This window comes from Roseovarius sp. MMSF_3359 (assembly GCF_030733385.1).
In the GTDB taxonomy this organism is placed as follows: Bacteria; Pseudomonadota; Alphaproteobacteria; order Rhodobacterales; family Rhodobacteraceae; genus Roseovarius.
Genome location: NZ_JASHJC010000005.1, coordinates 45,539 through 61,450 on the forward strand (window position 1 = coordinate 45,539; position 15,912 = coordinate 61,450).

Annotated in this window: 15 protein-coding genes; 11 read left to right on the plus strand and 4 right to left on the minus strand. The window is 57.8% G+C overall.

Translation table 11 applies throughout. The features are described 5' to 3' along the window. Positions 1-13 precede the first annotated feature (13 nt). The 6 genes from RBB29_RS08755 (at position 14) to RBB29_RS08780 (ending at position 7,289) form a co-directional block, all read left to right on the plus strand. The gene (locus RBB29_RS08755; RefSeq protein ID WP_306115820.1) at positions 14-1,336 is read left to right on the plus strand and encodes an aspartate aminotransferase family protein; all 1,323 of its coding nucleotides are present in this window, start codon (positions 14-16) and stop codon (positions 1,334-1,336) included. An 81-nt stretch (positions 1,337-1,417) separates the two neighbouring features. Then, positions 1,418-2,266 carry a flagellar motor protein MotB gene (locus tag RBB29_RS08760; protein WP_306115821.1) on the plus strand — a complete coding sequence of 283 codons (849 nt, stop codon included), beginning with the start codon at positions 1,418-1,420 and terminating at the stop codon, positions 2,264-2,266. A 97-nt stretch (positions 2,267-2,363) separates the two neighbouring features. Beyond that, entirely contained in the window at positions 2,364-3,659 is a 1,296-nt protein-coding gene (locus RBB29_RS08765) for a flagellar hook protein FlgE (RefSeq protein WP_306115822.1), read from the plus strand. Between the two features lie 52 nt (positions 3,660-3,711). After that, positions 3,712-5,166: a flagellar hook-associated protein FlgK gene (gene flgK / locus RBB29_RS08770; RefSeq protein WP_306115823.1), complete on the plus strand. Its 1,455-nt coding sequence runs from the start codon at positions 3,712-3,714 to the stop codon at positions 5,164-5,166. Between the two features lie 3 nt (positions 5,167-5,169). After that, on the plus strand, positions 5,170-6,180 hold the full coding sequence (locus RBB29_RS08775; RefSeq protein WP_306115824.1) for a flagellin: 1,011 nt from the start codon (positions 5,170-5,172) through the stop codon (positions 6,178-6,180). Continuing rightward, entirely contained in the window at positions 6,177-7,289 is a 1,113-nt protein-coding gene (locus tag RBB29_RS08780; RefSeq protein WP_371931459.1) for a flagellar basal body P-ring protein FlgI, read from the plus strand. The genes RBB29_RS08775 and RBB29_RS08780 overlap by 4 nt, the downstream gene beginning before the upstream one ends. Before the next feature lie 439 nt (positions 7,290-7,728). Here RBB29_RS08780 and fliP read toward each other — a convergent pair whose 3' ends face one another. Genes fliP through fliF form a run of 4 tightly spaced genes read right to left on the minus strand, consistent with a single transcriptional unit; the run spans position 7,729 to position 10,989 of the window. Then, a complete protein-coding gene (fliP, locus tag RBB29_RS08785) occupies positions 7,729-8,469 on the minus strand; it encodes a flagellar type III secretion system pore protein FliP (RefSeq protein ID WP_306115825.1) in 741 nt (246 codons plus the stop codon). Then, positions 8,466-8,762, minus strand: coding sequence for a FliM/FliN family flagellar motor C-terminal domain-containing protein (locus RBB29_RS08790; RefSeq protein WP_306115826.1), 297 nt, complete (start codon positions 8,760-8,762; stop codon positions 8,466-8,468). Before RBB29_RS08790 ends, fliP begins: the two co-directional genes overlap by 4 nt. Continuing rightward, a complete protein-coding gene (locus RBB29_RS08795; RefSeq protein ID WP_306121128.1) occupies positions 8,762-9,352 on the minus strand; it encodes a flagellar biosynthesis protein in 591 nt (196 codons plus the stop codon). Before RBB29_RS08795 ends, RBB29_RS08790 begins: the two co-directional genes overlap by 1 nt. Next, the gene (gene fliF, locus RBB29_RS08800; RefSeq protein WP_306115897.1) at positions 9,349-10,989 is read right to left on the minus strand and encodes a flagellar basal-body MS-ring/collar protein FliF; all 1,641 of its coding nucleotides are present in this window, start codon (positions 10,987-10,989) and stop codon (positions 9,349-9,351) included. The genes RBB29_RS08795 and fliF overlap by 4 nt, the downstream gene beginning before the upstream one ends. A gap of 125 nt (positions 10,990-11,114) precedes the next feature. Between fliF and fliL the strand changes: the two genes are divergently transcribed. From fliL to RBB29_RS08825, 5 genes are all read left to right on the plus strand, one after another. Next, positions 11,115-11,609, plus strand: coding sequence for a flagellar basal body-associated protein FliL (gene fliL, locus RBB29_RS08805; protein ID WP_306115828.1), 495 nt, complete (start codon positions 11,115-11,117; stop codon positions 11,607-11,609). Between the two features lie 9 nt (positions 11,610-11,618). Further along, positions 11,619-12,017: a hypothetical protein gene (locus RBB29_RS08810; protein ID WP_306115829.1), complete on the plus strand. Its 399-nt coding sequence runs from the start codon at positions 11,619-11,621 to the stop codon at positions 12,015-12,017. Positions 12,018-12,026: 9 nt separating this feature from the next. Next, on the plus strand, positions 12,027-12,635 hold the full coding sequence (locus tag RBB29_RS08815) for a MotE family protein (protein WP_306115830.1): 609 nt from the start codon (positions 12,027-12,029) through the stop codon (positions 12,633-12,635). A gap of 70 nt (positions 12,636-12,705) precedes the next feature. Next, a complete protein-coding gene (gene motA, locus RBB29_RS08820) occupies positions 12,706-13,575 on the plus strand; it encodes a flagellar motor stator protein MotA (protein WP_306115831.1) in 870 nt (289 codons plus the stop codon). Further along, complete coding sequence (locus RBB29_RS08825; RefSeq protein WP_306115832.1) at positions 13,575-15,899, plus strand: hypothetical protein; 2,325 nt, start codon at positions 13,575-13,577, stop codon at positions 15,897-15,899. Before motA ends, RBB29_RS08825 begins: the two co-directional genes overlap by 1 nt. Positions 15,900-15,912: the final 13 nt, after the last annotated feature.

Below are 15,912 nucleotides of genomic sequence, written 5' to 3' on the forward strand. Positions count from 1 at the left end.
CAAAGGAACGGATATGACACACCATGCCCCCCTGCACACCTCCTGGCAGATCGACGAAATCGCCGACCTGCGCGATACCTATTATGCGGCGAGCCAGCGCAAGTTCGTGCCCTTCGCGGAACCGATGATCTTCAAGAAAGGGTCGATGCAATACCTTTGGGATGCCGAGGGCCGCAAATATACCGACCTTCTTGGCATGAATGTCTGTATCTCGGTCGGTCATTCGCACCCGACCGTCGTCGCCGCCGCGACCGCGCAGGCGCAAGAGCTGACCCATTGCACGACCATGTTCTATCACCCCACCCCTGCGCATCTGGCCAAGGAGTTGGCGGCAACGATGCCTCCGGGCCATGAATGGGTCGTGCATTTCACCAATTCGGGGTCCGAGGCGGTCGATCTGGCGCTGACCATTGCACGGACCTATACTGGCAATCTCGACATGCTGGCGCTCCGCTCGGCCTATCACGGACCGACGGCGGCGGCGCAATCGGTCACCGGGATCAACGGATGGCGTCATCCGGGCATGCCGGGCAACGTGGCATTCGTCCCCGAGCCGAACCAGTATCGCGGTATCTTCGGTGAAAACGCCGGCGCCGCACCTTACCTGGACGAGATCGACCGTGCGCTGAAGTTCGAGACTTCGGGCCGTGTCGCGGGGATCATCGTGGAGAGTGTGCAGGGCTATGGCGGCATTATCGAGATGCCTGCCGGATACATGACCGGTGCCGCGGAACGGATACGCGCGGCGGGCGGGCTTTACATCGCCGACGAGGTGCAGTCCGGCTTTGGGCGGACCGGCGATCACATGTGGGGGTTCGAAGCCGATGGCGTTGTCCCTGATATCGTGGTGCTGGCCAAGGGGATCGGCAATGGCTTCCCCCTGGGGGCGGTCGTGACGCGCAAGGAGGTCGCTGCGCCGATGGCCGAGAAATTCATGTTCCACACCTATGGCGCCAATCCGACCAGTTGTGCCGCCGGCCGGGCCGTGTTGCAGGTGATCCGCGAGGATAACGTGATGGAAAATGCCCGCAAGGTTGGCGCGGCTCTCCTGCAGCGGTTGCGCGATCTTCAGGCGCGCCATCCCGCAATCGGCGACGTGCGGGGGCGGGGGTTGATGCTGGCCATCGAAATGGTCAGCGACCGCAGCACCAAGGAGCCCGATCCCAAAACCACCGCCGCGGTTTTTGAGGCCACGCGCGAAAGCGGGTTGATCCTCTCGAAATCCGGCGCCTACCAGTCATGCCTCAGGATGGTGCCGCCGATGTGCCTGTCGCTCGATGATGTCGACCAGGTTGCCGATGGGCTGGATAGTGCCTTTACCAAGGTTGCGCGATAAATCCCGACAAATTGAGCTGTTAAGCCTGCCGTAACACCTGATCTGTTAAGGCTGATTTCGGGTGAGTAAAAGGTGGTGAGAATGAGCGCGCAAGGTAACGTGGCGCCAGTCATCATCAAGAAGAAAAAGGTCGTTGGCGGCGATGGGCACCATGGGGGTGCCTGGAAGGTTGCCTATGCTGACTTCGTGACGGCGATGATGGCTTTTTTCCTGTTGATGTGGCTGCTGAACGCGACAACTGAGAAACAACGCAAGGGTATTGCCGACTACTTCAGCCCGGCAATTCCGATCAGCCGGGTATCCGGTGGCGGCGAAGGTGAATTCGGCGGCGAAAGCGTCTTTTCCGAAGAGACGCTGCCGCAAAATGGCACCGGTGCGACGAACCAGCGCCCGACCGAAGCGAGCCAGGCGCGCGGCGAAATGGGCCTGTCGGACCAGGGGGCCGAGGCCAGCGAAGCGGATGCCGCGGCCTTTGAGGAATTGGAAGAAATGCTGACCGCCCGCGCCGGCGAAAGCACGGTATCGGACGCGCTCGGGCGTCATATCCTGACCAGGGTGACAGACGAAGGCCTGGTCGTGGAGCTGTTCGACCTTGAAAATGCACAGTTGTTTGCGCCCCGAACGGAAAATCCTACCCCCCTGATGCAGGAGCTTGCCGATCTGTTGGCATCGGCGGCGAAGCTGGTCGAAAACGAGATCGCTGTCGAGGGTCACACAAGGTCCGAACCGATCACTTTGGCCACAAATCCGGTCTGGGACCTGTCAACCTCGCGCGCCAATCGCGTTCGCATCATGCTGCAGGAGGCCGGCGTTGTCGCACCGCAACTGCGCCGGGTAACGGGACATGCCGATCGTGAACCGGCGGTGCGCAACCCGATGGCGATTCGAAACAACAGACTCGAGGTCATTTTCCTCAGATCCGATCAATAGAAGGAAATACAGCGCATTTTATCTGTTAGCGCGCTGTTAAACGGACGGCCTTACACCTGTACCTCAATATCAGTTGGTACATCAGAAAGGCGTATCCATGACAATTTCTTCTTCGTTGAATGCCGGTGTGGCAGGTCTTGGGGCGAATGCGACGCGACTCGCGACGATTTCGGACAACATCGCGAATTCATCGACATTCGGATACAAACGGATCGAGGCAGATTTCAATTCTCTGGTCATTTCATCCGGGGGCAGCAGCTATTCGGCGGGGGGCGTTCGGTCCAGCACCCAGCGGCTGGTTGATCAGAACGGTACACTGGTCTCGACTTCGAATGCGACCGATCTGGCGGTGCGCGGCCGTGGCATGCTGCCTGTCGCGCGCGCGACACAGGTCGATGCCGGCAATCCCCAAATGCAACTGACAAGCACCGGCTCCTTCCGTACTGATTCCTCGGGCCGCCTGGTCACGGAATCGGGCCTCGTACTGATGGGCTGGCCTGCAAATCCGGATGGCACCATCCCGACATATCCCCGCGACACCAGCGACGCGTTGGAACCGGTCCAGCTTAACCTGAACCAGTTGACGGGCGAACCTACGACCGAAATGACGATTGGTATCAACCTGCCGTCAACAGAAACGGAATCCACAGCCAGCGGTGCGATGATCCCTTACTCGGTCGAATACTTCGACAATCTCGGAAAATCTGAGAGTGTCTCTCTCGAATTCACACCGACAGTCCCTGCGGTCGGTGCGTCGAATGAATGGACAATGGTCCTGACCGACTCGGCGCAGGGCGGTGCGGTTATCGGAGAATATACCCTTACTTTCGATGATTCCCGAACCTCTGGCGGGACGCTGCTGAGTGTCGCCACCGTCTCGGGCGGTGCCTATGATCCGGTGACCGGCAGCGTGATCGTCAATGTCGATGGGGGACCGATGGAGATAACCATCGGCCAACTCGGCGCGCCGGATGGCATGACTCAGCTGGGGAACAGCTTTGCGCCGCTCTCGACCACCAAGGACGGCTCTCCGGTGGGGAGCATGATCGGCGTGAATGTCGACCGGAACGGGCTTGTCCAAGCCACGTTCGACACCGGCCTGACACGTGTCATCTACCAGGTGCCCCTGGTCGATGTGCCCAACCCGAACGGCATGGTCGCAATGGATCAACAAACCTACCTGCCGTCACCTGAAAGCGGATCGTTTTTCTTGTGGCAGGCCGGTGAAGGCCCAACAGGCGAGGTCATTTCCTTTGCCCGCGAGGAATCCACCACCGACGTTGCCGGCGAGCTGACCGACATGATCCAAACACAGCGGGCCTATTCATCGAACGCGAAAGTCATCCAGACCGTCGATGAGATGCTGCAGGAAACAACGAATATCAAACGCTGATCCGGGCCAAGCCATTGCCCGCCGCGCCTTCCAGTAAAAAAGAGGTTCATGTATGAGTATCTCAAGCGCCCTGTCCAACGCTGTAGGTGGTTTGAACGCAAGCGCACGTGCGGCCGGTGTGGCATCAACCAACCTGGCCAACGCGCTGACGCCCGGCTACGGCGTCCGCGCCTTGGAACTGGCATCGCAATCAAGCGGAAATCGCGGGGGGGTCTCGATCGTCGGGATCACCCGCACCGTCGATCAAGGCATTCTGAGCGACCGGCGGATGTCGGACAGTCAGATCGCAAGCGCCAGTACGCGGGCGGAATTCATCGGTCAGCTCGAGCGCATCGTCGGCACACCGGACGAAGGATCTTCCCTGTCGGCACGCATTGCCGCCTTCGATGCAAGCCTTGTCCTGGCCAGCAACAAGCCCGAAGCGACAGAGCTGCTCCAGGCCGCTGTGTTGCGGGCGGGTGAATTGGCCAGCACGCTGAACGCGATCTCAGCCGAGATTCAGACGCGGCGGACAAATGCCGACGGTGAAATCGCTTTGGCCGTTGACCGCGTCAACACGACCCTCGCTCAGATCGAGACGCTCAATACACGGATCAGGTCGGAGACGAAGGGTGGCAACTCGATCGCCGCCCTCCAAGATCAACGGCAGAAGGCGATTGACCAACTGGCGGAATATGTCCCGATCCGGCAAGTCCCCCGTGACAATGGCGCGGTGGCCCTGTTTACGCCGGGCGGGGCAGTTTTGCTTGATGGCAAAGCCGCGACCCTGGATTTCACACCCTCCAATGTCGTCGCACCGCACATGACGCTCGGCGCAGGCCTCGTCTCCGGGTTGACAATCAACGGCATCAACACACCGGCCTCCGGCCCGAACAGTCGGATTTCAGGCGGCAAATTGTCGGCCCTATTCGAAGTGCGTGATGATCTCGGTGTCGACGCCAATACGCAGGTTGATGCCCTCGCACGCGATCTTGCAGAACGGTTCCAGGCCGCAGGTTTGGATGCGACCCGGGCGCCAGGCGATCCTGGTCTCTTTACCGATGGTGGTGCCGTTTTCGACCCCCTGAACGAGGTTGGCATCGCTGGACGCATTGCCGTCAATGCAGCGGTTGATCCCAACAATGGCGGGGATCTCTGGAAACTGCGAGATGGTCTTGGCGCAGTTGCGCCCGGGGCCGCAGGAAACGGCGCGCTCCTGCAGGATTGGCGCCAGGCATTGAGCCAGAATGGTGCCCTTAACTCCGGCAATCTCGGCGCAACGGCGCGTTCGCTTTCCGGCCACTCCGCCAGTTTCACCTCGCGTATCGGTCAAAGCCGTCTTTCCCTGGATCAGGACATCAGTTTCGCAGCCGCACGTCAAAGTGAGCTAAAGACGCTGGAACTCGAGGGCGGCGTAGACACGGACGCAGAAATGCAGCGCCTACTTTTGATCGAGCAAAGCTATAGCGCCAACGCGCGGATGATCCAGACGCTCGACGATATGATGCAAGCCCTTCTGAGGATCTAAGAAATGAACCTGCAATCCATTGGCGATCTCGCGCAAACCTTTAAATTGCGCCAACAGAATGTCTTTCTCAAACAGCAGATGGCGCGTCTGACCGACGAACTGGCCAGCGGTCGAACGGCAAATCTGACTCAACAGCTCGCCGGCAGTTTCGGCCATATTGCCGATATTGAGCACGATCTGGTGGTACTTCAAAGTTATCAGGCTTCTGCCAAGGATGCGGCAACGTCCACAGCGGCAATGCAGGCCGCACTTGATACCGTGCAGTCTCTTGCCGGTGATCTCGGCCAGACAGCCAGCATCGCTGGCGTTACCACCGGCCCCGCAATCGTCGATTCTGTTGCAGTTCAAGGCCGAGGAACGCTGGAAACTGTCATTTCGGCGTTCAATACAGGCGTGGGCGGTCGCGCACTCTTTAGCGGCACCGAGATCGAAACTGCCCCATTGGCCTCTGCAGATACACTACTGAACGAAGTACGGCTTGCGCTAGCAGGGGCGCTGACCGCATCAGATGTTATTGCAGATTTGGACACGTTCTTCGACACCCCGGGAGGGGGCTTCGAGACCTTGATCTACCAAGGTGGAACAGCATTCCTATCGCCTTATCAACTTGGCGAAGGGGAATCTGTAAAACTCGAACTGCGCGCTGATGATACGGCTGTCCGCAACGTCCTGAAGAACACCGTTATGGCCGCACTGGCAGATGACGCGACATTGCCGCTCAACTCCGGCGATAGGGTCGAACTGGCCAAACAGTCGGGCATCAGGTTGCTGACATCGCAAGATGAGTTGGTAGGCATCCGGTCCAGCCTGGGCTTTGCTGAATCAAGAATTGAGCAGGCAGCCGCGAGAATATCTTCTGAGACAAGCAGCCTGGAGATGGCCAGGACAAATCTCCTATCGATCGACAAATTCCAGACGGCCACAGAATTGGAGCAAGTCCAGATACAGCTGGAAACGCTCTACACGATAACTGCGCGCGCATCGCGCTTCAGCTTGGTGAATTTCCTCTCATGAAAAACTATTTTCGATTTCTGATTCAAGCTCTTGCCATTTTTATCCTGGCGATGCCCGCAACCGCAGGGCCGATCCGTATCAAGGATCTGGTCGAGTTCGACGGTGTTCGGGGTAATGACCTCGTTGGCTACGGCCTGGTGGTTGGGCTCAACGGCACCGGTGACGGAATTCGAAATGCGCCGTTCACAGAAGAAATCATGTCGAACATTCTCGAACGGCTAGGTGTCAACATTACCGGCGAGCAGTTTCGCCCGAAGAACGTGGCGGCTGTTTTTGTCACGGCAAGCCTGCCTCCCTTTTCACGGGCTGGCGGGCAGATCGACGTTACAGTGTCCGCCATCGGTGATGCCAAGAGCCTTTTGGGAGGTACATTGGTCATGACACCGCTCAACGCGGCCGACGGCCAGATCTATGCCGTTGCCCAAGGTACGATCGTCGCCGGTGGTGTTTCGGCCGAGGGCGATGCCGGCGGGGTTGTGCAAGGCGTTCCGACGTCGGGTGTCATTCCAGCGGGCGCGCGGGTCGAACGTGAGATTGACTTCGAATTCGCCTCCTTGGACACCATGCGCCTTGCACTCAGGGAGCCGGATTTCACTACTGCCGCCCGCATCGAAGCGGCGATAAACGCCTCGTTCGGGCGATCTGTTGCTGTCATGCTCGATTCCGGGACTGTGCGACTGGACGTTGATCGGACCCAGGCCCGCTCGCCAGCCCACGCGCTTGGCCAGATCGAAAACATCCTGGTGGAGCCAGAGCGGAAGGCCCGCGTTGTGGTGGACCAACGTTCCGGAACAATCGTGATGGGCGAAGACGTACGCATCTCGCGTGTTGCCGTATCGCAGGGCAATTTGACCCTTCGGGTCGAGGAAAGACCCATCGTGGTTCAACCGAACCCGTTTGCAGAAGGGGAAACCATTGTCGTGCCAAGAACGGATGCCACAATCGAAGAAGAACCTGGCACAGGCCTTGCCGAAGTGCCACCAGGAACGTCACTCTCGGAAGTGATAGCGGGCCTGAATGCTCTCGGCGTGTCGCCTAGGGATATGATTGATATACTGAAAAGCATCAAGGCGGCGGGGGCGCTCCACGCGGAGTTCGTTGTACGCTAATTGGTCGCGTAGGAGAGTGTTGCCGACTTTACTTTAGGTCGATGTTTAAGGAGCAGAAGTTCGCTGCTTTGTAACGGTTAAATGGGATTGCACATCTTAATCTGGTCAATGGTATCCTGGTTGATGGTTCGTCGAATTCGATCCTTCAATCTGTCTGCTGGACTCATTCGACGCTCCTTGGGAAGAGCAACGACCAAGTCAAATTTCTCCAACCGCATCTGAACCTGCCTGTTCCCCGTTTTGACTGAGTAGCGGAATGTCATTTCGCGATGGAGGCTTGCAGGGCTGCGTCACATCTTCGAGCAAGCTTCGACTCTCTCGGGTTGTTGTCGAAATGAACCCTCAGAGTTGTAGTCGCTTGATCGTTTACTGATCCTGCAGATATCATCTTCTAGACAGCCTTCAACTGTGCAGGATCGCTGCCGCCGTGGGGTGGGTTTCAGAAGTAACCGCGCACCAAACTGTCGGCAATCAACGTCCAGCCGTCAGCAATAACAAAGAACGCCAGTTTGAATGGCAGGGAAACGATCGCTGGTGGAACCATCATCATGCCCATGGACATGAGGACCGCAGCAACGACAAGGTCAATTATCAGGAAGGGCAAAAAGACCAGGAACCCTATCTGAAATGCCCTTGAGATCTCGGACAAAAGAAAACTGGGCACGAGTACCGATAGCGGCGCATCAGGACCTGATTGGATGTCAGCGGCGTCCGGTCGCAACGCTGCCATCGACGAGAAGGTCTCAGGGTCGACCCGCGCTGCCATGAATGTGCGAAACGGATCGAGCGCCCGCTCTATTGCCGTTTCGACCGGAATCGTTTCGTTCAGCAGGGGCGAAATACCTTCGACCCACGCCGCCGTGAACACGGGCTCCATCACGAAATAGGTGAGGAACAAAGCAAGGCTGACGATCAGCATGTTGGGCGGAGATTGCTGCAAGCCAATGCCCTGACGCAGGATCGACAGCACGGTGACGATAAAGGGGAAGCACGTGATCATGATCGCCAGGCCAGGCGCCAGGCTCAAGACGGTGATGAGTGCAATAAGTTGCAGGGTGCGCGCCGAAAGTGATCCATCGTCGCCGAAAGAAATCGACACTTGCTGCGCGTATGCGGTATCCACGGAAAGGATCAAGCAGAGCGCAACAAGTACCGTCAGTACGGATAGGGTGCGTATCATCCCAGCCCGTCTTGCAAATCGGCAACTTCTGTCAGGCGAACGGCCAATTGACCTTTCTGATCCCCGTCGAGTTCTTCCAACTCTCCCCGCGCAATCAAACGCTCCCCGACATAGAGCTCAACCGCGTCATCAACCCGCTTATCCAACGGCAAGACTGCATCCTTGCCCAGCTTCAGCAGGTCGCGGATCAGGGGTCGCGCCTTGCCGACGGAAATCGTGATCTCAATCGGAACCGCCGAAAATGGATTTGCCAAATCTGCAGAAGGCCGGGACTGAGTAGATGCATCATCCATCATGCAATATCCTTTTGATTTTCTTCGAAAAAGCCAGTTACTGAACGGTCGATTTCCGCCAGAACTGCTGACAAATCCACCTCGCGTTCGGTACCGGCGATACGGATCAGAACCTGGCCGTCTCCGAGCGACGTTTCGCTGTTTACCGTCACCGGGATTGGCAGGTCGTCGGTGAGCAGTTCTTCTATTGCGGTCATGTTCGAGGGCGCGGTCACGATCTGAACAGGTTGTTGACCGTGTTCCTTCGCAAGCTCGTGCAGCATCTCCGAAATTCTGGAACCCAGCGTCGCCTGCGCCGCATGGGGCAGCACGGCATCGACCATCCCCCGCAAAAGCGGCTGAAGCGACTTGAGGATCGACGCATAGGCCTCTTGATACGTGAACGACAGCTCGTGGAGATTTTGTGCGAGATCGGACGACACCCGCAGTGAATTCTCCGACTGCGCTTTCAGACAATCATCCCAACCCGCTTGATATCCACTTTCGAAAGCCGCCAGACGCCGTTCTTCCAGAGAAACATCCGTGAGAGTCACCGGCGCTCCGGATTTGAAATCGCTGTAGTCTTCGAGAAGGTGCCCGATCGACATCATACATTCTCCTCTTCGCCCTCAAGCCAGCTGCGCAAGATCTCGACGGTTTCTTCCTGACGCTCGCCAATCAGGCCCCGAAGACGTTCGACGGGGTCCACCGGCGGGTTCGAACCAAGCGCGGGCAGCCCTTGGGCATCATCCGCGGCGGTCGTATCACCGCTCGAAATCACCGGAATATCCGCGCCGTCGAAATTGTCTTCGGCGATCTCTCCGGTGATTGCCTGAACTTCATCAGAGGCGCTTGTTGATGACTGCTCAGGCAATGCCGCACCCGGCGCATCGAGCTGCGCCACAGGCGTCGGCGGATTGCTCAGCAGCGGACGAACAACAAACAAGCCCAAAACGATGGCGACGAGCCCAAGGACAGCGGCCTGAATGATGGACATCAGGTCCAGGCCGAGGCTGGCAAACATCGAGGGCTCCGCAAGGGTACCCGCCGGCGCAATGGCCTCGAACTGCATGGTCTTGAGCGTGATGACATCGCCACGGCTTTCATCAAATCCCACTGCAGAAGCGACAAGTTCCCGAAGCGCGGCCAACTCTTCTTCCGAGCGCGGCTCGAAAACCGGTGTGCCGCCGTCATCCACCGCGGTTGTTCCATTCACCAGCACGGCCACCGTCACCCGTTTGATCGCTCCGGGGATGTTGGTGATTTCCCGCTCCGTTGCGGAAACCTCGTAGTTCACACGCTCCCTTGTTTCACTGGTCTGGCTTGATGAGCTATCACCGTTCGCCGCGTCCCCGTCCGGCAGGTTGGAAGCCACGGTCACATCGCCACCGCCCTGATCCGACGCGGAGTTTGACCGCTCTTCTGTATCGGTGCTGATCGCGACCCGGCTTTCCGGATCAATTTCTCTTTGGCGAATTGATTCGGTCTGCGTGACCGTGTCGACGCTAACCTCCACGACTGCATTTCCCGGGCCAACGCGCGCTTCCAATAGTCGCTGTACACGTTGGCGCATCGAATCGGCGCGGTCTTCTGATGTGTTTTCCGGTGCTTCTTCTGCCGCGCCGATCAAGCCGCCGGAGCCGTCGATGACCGACACCGCTTCGGGTGTCAGGCCCGTCACCGCCGCGGCCACGAGGAATTTCAAGGCCCGGGCGTGTTTGGCGGACATGCCTCCACCGGTTGTCGTGACCGACACCGAGGCGGATGGTTGCATATCTCTTTGAAAGGGGTTCGAGCCGATATTGGCAATATGGACACGGGCGGACGTCACCGCGGGATGCGCGACGATGGTACGCGCCAATTCGCCTTCTTTTGCGCGCCAATAGGCGGCATCGAACATCTGAGACGTAGTGCCAAACCCGGACAGGTTGTCCAGCAGTTCATAGCCTTTGCTGGAATTCGTCGGCAGGCCCTCGCTGGCCAGGGTCATCCGCAATTCGTCGCGCCGAGCGGCCTCGACAAAGATCGATCCGCCCCGGACATCATAGGCGACGCCGCGCTGTTCAAGCGCACTGACCACCTCCCCGGCAGCGCCATTTTCGAGACCGGAGTAAAGCAACGTCAAACTGGGCGCGGAGGCCATCCGCGTCAATGACAACACGGCTGCGAACACGGCCACTGTCGCAAGCACGACAATCACGCGCCGCTGTGTGTCCATAGCTGACCAGATATTCACGATCTGCTGCAATTTCTTTGCCTCCTGATCCACGGCCTTCTGCCGAACGGTGTGCTCATCTTTCGCTGATCAGGCTTAACAATCGGTTAGTTCCTGCCGGTCTATATTGCCGATATCGAAACTTGCAGGGACGCATCATGGCTGATCCAGAGGAAAGCGCGGAAGAAACGCCCAAGAAAAAATCGAAGATGCCTTTGATTCTGGGGCTTGTGCTGGCGATTGCGGGCGGTGGCGGGGGTTTTTTCGCGGTGCAATCCGGCATGCTTTTCCCAAGCGAATCGCATGCAGAAACTGAGGCCCATGACGAGCCGATCATGGTCCCGAACATGCCGGATGTGGCCTTCGTTCCAATCGACCCGATTGTCGTGTCCTTGGGTCAGGGCAGCGGCGGCAGCCATTTGCGATTTCGCGCCCAGCTGGAGGTTGGCAGCGCCCATAAGGAAGAGGTCGAAAAACTGATGCCCCGGGTTGTCGATGTCCTGAATGGGTATCTTCGCGCGCTCGAACCCGCTGATCTTGAAAGCAGCTCCATCCTGGTTCGACTGCGGGCCCAGATGTTGCGGCGGATCCAGATCGTTACCGGCAACAGCCGGGTCAACGATCTGCTGATCATGGAATTTGTACTGAACTGAGGAATCACCATGGATATGATTGCGGACATTCTTCTTGTCGCCGGCGCACTAGGTGCCGGATTTTATTGCTATATTCTGGCGCGGCGGCTGAGCCGTTTCAATGACCTCGAAAACGGCGTCGGGGGGGCTGTTGCAGTGTTGTCAGCCCAGGTGGATGACCTCACGAAAACACTTGTGGCGGCACAGACAACCGCCAGTTCCTCGACCGATTCGCTTGGCGAGTTGACGGATCGTGCCGAAGGTGTGGCCAAGCGCCTCGAGCTTCTGGTCGCCTCCATGCATGATCTGCCGGAAAGCCAACCGGCCCCGGCCAATCCTGCACCGACGCCGCAACCGGCGGCTCAGGCAGCACCCGAAGAACCATCGCCCACCGGCCCGGTTTTCAAACGCCATAGTGATGCAGCCTAGGAGCCGATCATGACCAAACAAGGCGGCAAAAAACAACGCCGGCGCAGAGCGCCTGGCAGAGGTGCGCTGGTGGCCATTTCCGCACTGCTTATTGGCTCTGCGTTGATCCGCATCGGTGATGATGCCGGGCAAGCGTTCGCCAAGGTCGCCAACGAACCCGAGGTGATGCAACCCCAAGAAACCGTCCAGCAGGGCCAGTCCGAAACACCGGAAGAGCTGCAGGCAATGTTGAATGCCTTTCGCGAGCGTGAGGCGAAAATTGCCCAGCAGGAAGCAGCCATCCAGGACAGAATGCAGGCTTTGAAGTTTGCCAACCGCGAGATCGAACGTAAACTAACAGAACTGACCGCCGCCGAAGAAGCATTGCGCGAAACGATTGCCCTAGCGGACACCGCCGCGGAAAGCGATCTGGATCGGTTGACCCGGGTCTATGAAAACATGAAGCCCAAGCAGGCCGCCGCACTCTTCGAAGAGATGGACCCGAATTTTGCCGCAGGTTTTCTGGGCCGGATGCGTCCCGAAGCCGCTGCTGCCGTCATGGCAGGTCTCAGCCCCGAGGCGGCGCATACGTTCAGCGTGGTCCTGGCAGGTCGAAACGCAAACGTACCGACGGAATAATCCCAAAAACTCAAGGTTTTTTAACACTGCAATGGCAGGTTATGCACAACACTTTGGGCTGGAGACTCAGATGATCGGCATTTTCGGTATCCTGTTTATTTTCGTGATGGTTTTCGGCGGATACCTCGCGGCCGGCGGCAAACTGGGCATTATCCTGAAAGCCTTGCCGTTCGAGCTGATGATGATCGGCGGTGCCGCCATAGGGGCGTTTCTGATCAGTAACGACATGCCGGCCGTCAAGCATACGCTTAAGGATATCGGCAAGGTTTTCAAAGGCCCCAAGTGGAAACACGACGACTATCGCGATCTTCTTTGCCTCCTGTTCGAACTCATTCGGCTGGCCCGCCAGAACCCGGTTGCGATCGAAGAACATGTCGAAGAGCCCGAAAGTTCGTCGATCTTCACCAAGTATCCCCGTATTCTCGCCGACGGCGAGGCTGTCTCTTTGATTAGCGATACATTGCGGTCGGCCTCGATGAACTACGATGATCCGCACCAGGTCGAAGAGGTTCTGGAAAAGCGCATGGACGCGAATATGCATCATGCCCTGCATTCCAGTCATGCCCTGCAAACCATGGCGGACGGCCTGCCCGCGCTTGGCATCGTCGCGGCGGTCCTTGGCGTCATCAAGACAATGGCATCGATTGATCAGCCGCCCGAGATTCTGGGCAAAATGATTGGCGGTGCTTTGGTCGGCACGTTTCTCGGGGTCTTCTTGTCCTATGGCTTGGTTGGTCCCTTTGCCGGGAAGGTCAAGAACGTGGTCGAAGAAGACGGTCATTTCTATCAGCTGATCCGGGAGGTCCTGGTCGCAAACTTGCATAACCACGCCACCAACATCTGCATTGAAGTCGGTCGTCAGAACACACCGTCGCATTGCCGCCCCTCTTTCAACGAGTTGGAAGAAGCGTTGAAGAGCGTCAAACAGGGAGCGGCCTGATGCGCCTCTTAATGGCGGTGTTATGTTCTGCGAGCTTTGCACTGGCGGCCAACGCGCAAGCCATTGATGTTCGGTCGGGGCAACATGACGGTTTTGTACGCCTGATAATCGACCTGCCCGAGCGTGTTGAGGTGAAGGTTGAGAACTGGCGCGAAGAAGCGGTCATTACCCTTCCCGGCCAAGAATTCACGTTTGAAACTTCGCGCGTTTTTGACCGGATTTCACGAGACCGGGTCAGGGATGTCATCGGTGAAGAAGAGGCCGCGAAACTGCGCGTCAGCCTTGGATGTAATTGTAGTGTCTCCACGTTCTGGCACGGGAAATCACTTCTCGTGCTCGATGTAAGAGACACCGATACGGTCTTTCCTTCAATCGCAGACAGGGCGCCACCAGCTTCGCAGGATGATATGCCGGTCGCCTCTGCTGCAACCGAAGAAGAGCGACAACCGAACCAACGTCTCACAATACGGCAAGGTTCTCTTTCCCTTGCTGCGTCTCTCGCCAAAAGACAGCTGAAACCGGAGAGTGATGTTCAAGAAGAGGCCGCCAATGCCGAGCAACCTTCTGTTTTGGAGGAAACAGACCCTGCTGAGCCTCTCGCCAGCGAGGTTCGTGAACACCTGGTCAAACAACTGAGCCGCGCCGCCACACAAGGTCTGATCTCTCCGAGGTCGCAGATCACGCCTCCAACAACTGCACAAGTGGCCGAAACTGTCCCCGAGGAAGTTACGGAACCAGTGTCGTCAACGACCGCCGGGCATATTAACCTACGGGCGCAGAGTAGTATCGACCGGGACTTCCTGGCGGTCCTCGAAGAAGGTATGCGCGGTCATTCCGCAAACGTATGCGTCGATGGTGCAGTACTTGATGTCGGCTCCTGGGGTAGCGATTCACCGTTCGCGCAGCAGGTAGGGCCGCTTCGCAAGGATCTGATTGGTGAATTCGATCAGGTAAATCTGGACGCTGTTGCAGACCTCACCCGACTTTATCTTTATTTTGGCTTTGGAGCCGAAGCGCGTCACACGTTGTCATTGGTCGAAGACCTATCCGATAACCGCGACATCTATCTTGCACTGTCGGCCATCATGGAAGACGGGCATGCATCAAATCTGGCACTGGCAAACCAGCTGCACTGCGATGGACCCGCAGCACTTTGGGCCATCCTGTCCTATGAAACACTTCCCCAAGACACCCAGATAAACAAGGATGCCGCACTTCGGGCATTTGATGCACTCCCCCGGCAACTCCGCAGTCACTTGGGGCCGTCGCTGTCGCGACGCTTTCTGGATGCGGGAGATCCACAAACAGCCGAAAACGTCATTCGCATCCTGAACCGCCTAGAAGAAACAGTGACCGCCGAGGCTGACCTAGTTGAAGCAGAAATCGACCTTGCCGATGGCGAAAACGCTAAAGCCGTCGAAGGTCTGGAGGCTGTTGTCGAAACAAACACTGAAATCTCCGCCAAGGCTCTGATCGAGCTGATTGACACCTCGCTCAAATCAGAAAATGCGGTGTCTTACGACCACGCAATTCTGGCGGGTGCTTATCTGCAGCAAAACCGGGGGGGAGAGCTTGAGCGCGATCTGGCCCGGGTATACCTGATAGGTTTGGCGGCGTCCGGTGCCTTCGATCAATCCTATGAGGAGCGTCTGCGGCTGGCTTCTTCTCTGCCACCTGAGCTTTTGCAAGAAGTGGATTCCGATGTGCTCAATCAACTAACGCAATCTGCGGATGAGATCACATTCCTACGGCATGTTTTTGTCAGTTCAAATGAAGAGCGAAGCCGTTTGAATGCGACGGCCTCCAACGCCGCGGCAACACGGCTTGTCGATCTTGGCTTTGCCGATGCGGCACGTCCTTTTATCGAACAGGAAACACGTGGACGACTGGAGCGCGAGCGTAAAATCTTGCGGGCCAAGATATCACTCATGGAAGGGCGACCGAAACAGGCGGAGGCGGACCTTCTGGATGTTGAAGGAGATGATGCGGAACTCCTGCGGGCAAAAGCGCGTGGGATAGCGGGCGATCACCTCGCCGCGGCTGACACCTATGCTGAATTGGGAGATCGGGAGAACTCGATGCGTCAAGCCTGGCTGGCCGAGGATTGGACTCGGCTGCTTCAGGCCGAAGAGAGCGCGCTATCAAGCGGCGCAGCATTGGCATTGTTGAATGAGAGCAATGCGCAGGAGACGGAAAACGAAGGACAAGACGGCAGTTCAGATCGTGTCCTTTCAATGAACCGGGGCCTCATACAGCAGAGTTCCGCAGCGCGGGAAACCATTGAAGACGTGCTGGTGTTCAATCCTTCGCCGGAAGCCGAATAGGATTTGGCCCGGC

Excerpts from the sequence above, each read along its gene's own strand:
- motA (WP_306115831.1), top strand. The coding sequence starts at position 12,706 with ATGATCGGCATTTTCGGTATCCTGTTTATTTTCGTGATGGTTTTCGGC.
- RBB29_RS08775 (WP_306115824.1), top strand. The coding sequence starts at position 5,170 with ATGAACCTGCAATCCATTGGCGATCTCGCGCAAACCTTTAAATTGCGC.
- RBB29_RS08755 (WP_306115820.1), top strand. The coding sequence starts at position 14 with ATGACACACCATGCCCCCCTGCACACCTCCTGGCAGATCGACGAAATC.
- flgK (WP_306115823.1), top strand. The coding sequence starts at position 3,712 with ATGAGTATCTCAAGCGCCCTGTCCAACGCTGTAGGTGGTTTGAACGCA.
- RBB29_RS08810 (WP_306115829.1), top strand. The coding sequence starts at position 11,619 with ATGGATATGATTGCGGACATTCTTCTTGTCGCCGGCGCACTAGGTGCC.
- RBB29_RS08780 (WP_371931459.1), top strand. The coding sequence starts at position 6,177 with ATGAAAAACTATTTTCGATTTCTGATTCAAGCTCTTGCCATTTTTATC.
- fliP (WP_306115825.1), bottom strand. The coding sequence starts at position 8,469 with ATGATACGCACCCTATCCGTACTGACGGTACTTGTTGCGCTCTGCTTG.
- fliL (WP_306115828.1), top strand. The coding sequence starts at position 11,115 with ATGGCTGATCCAGAGGAAAGCGCGGAAGAAACGCCCAAGAAAAAATCG.
- RBB29_RS08825 (WP_306115832.1), top strand. The coding sequence starts at position 13,575 with ATGCGCCTCTTAATGGCGGTGTTATGTTCTGCGAGCTTTGCACTGGCG.
- RBB29_RS08795 (WP_306121128.1), bottom strand. The coding sequence starts at position 9,352 with ATGATGTCGATCGGGCACCTTCTCGAAGACTACAGCGATTTCAAATCC.
- RBB29_RS08815 (WP_306115830.1), top strand. The coding sequence starts at position 12,027 with ATGACCAAACAAGGCGGCAAAAAACAACGCCGGCGCAGAGCGCCTGGC.
- RBB29_RS08765 (WP_306115822.1), top strand. The coding sequence starts at position 2,364 with ATGACAATTTCTTCTTCGTTGAATGCCGGTGTGGCAGGTCTTGGGGCG.
- RBB29_RS08760 (WP_306115821.1), top strand. The coding sequence starts at position 1,418 with ATGAGCGCGCAAGGTAACGTGGCGCCAGTCATCATCAAGAAGAAAAAG.
- RBB29_RS08790 (WP_306115826.1), bottom strand. The coding sequence starts at position 8,762 with ATGGATGATGCATCTACTCAGTCCCGGCCTTCTGCAGATTTGGCAAAT.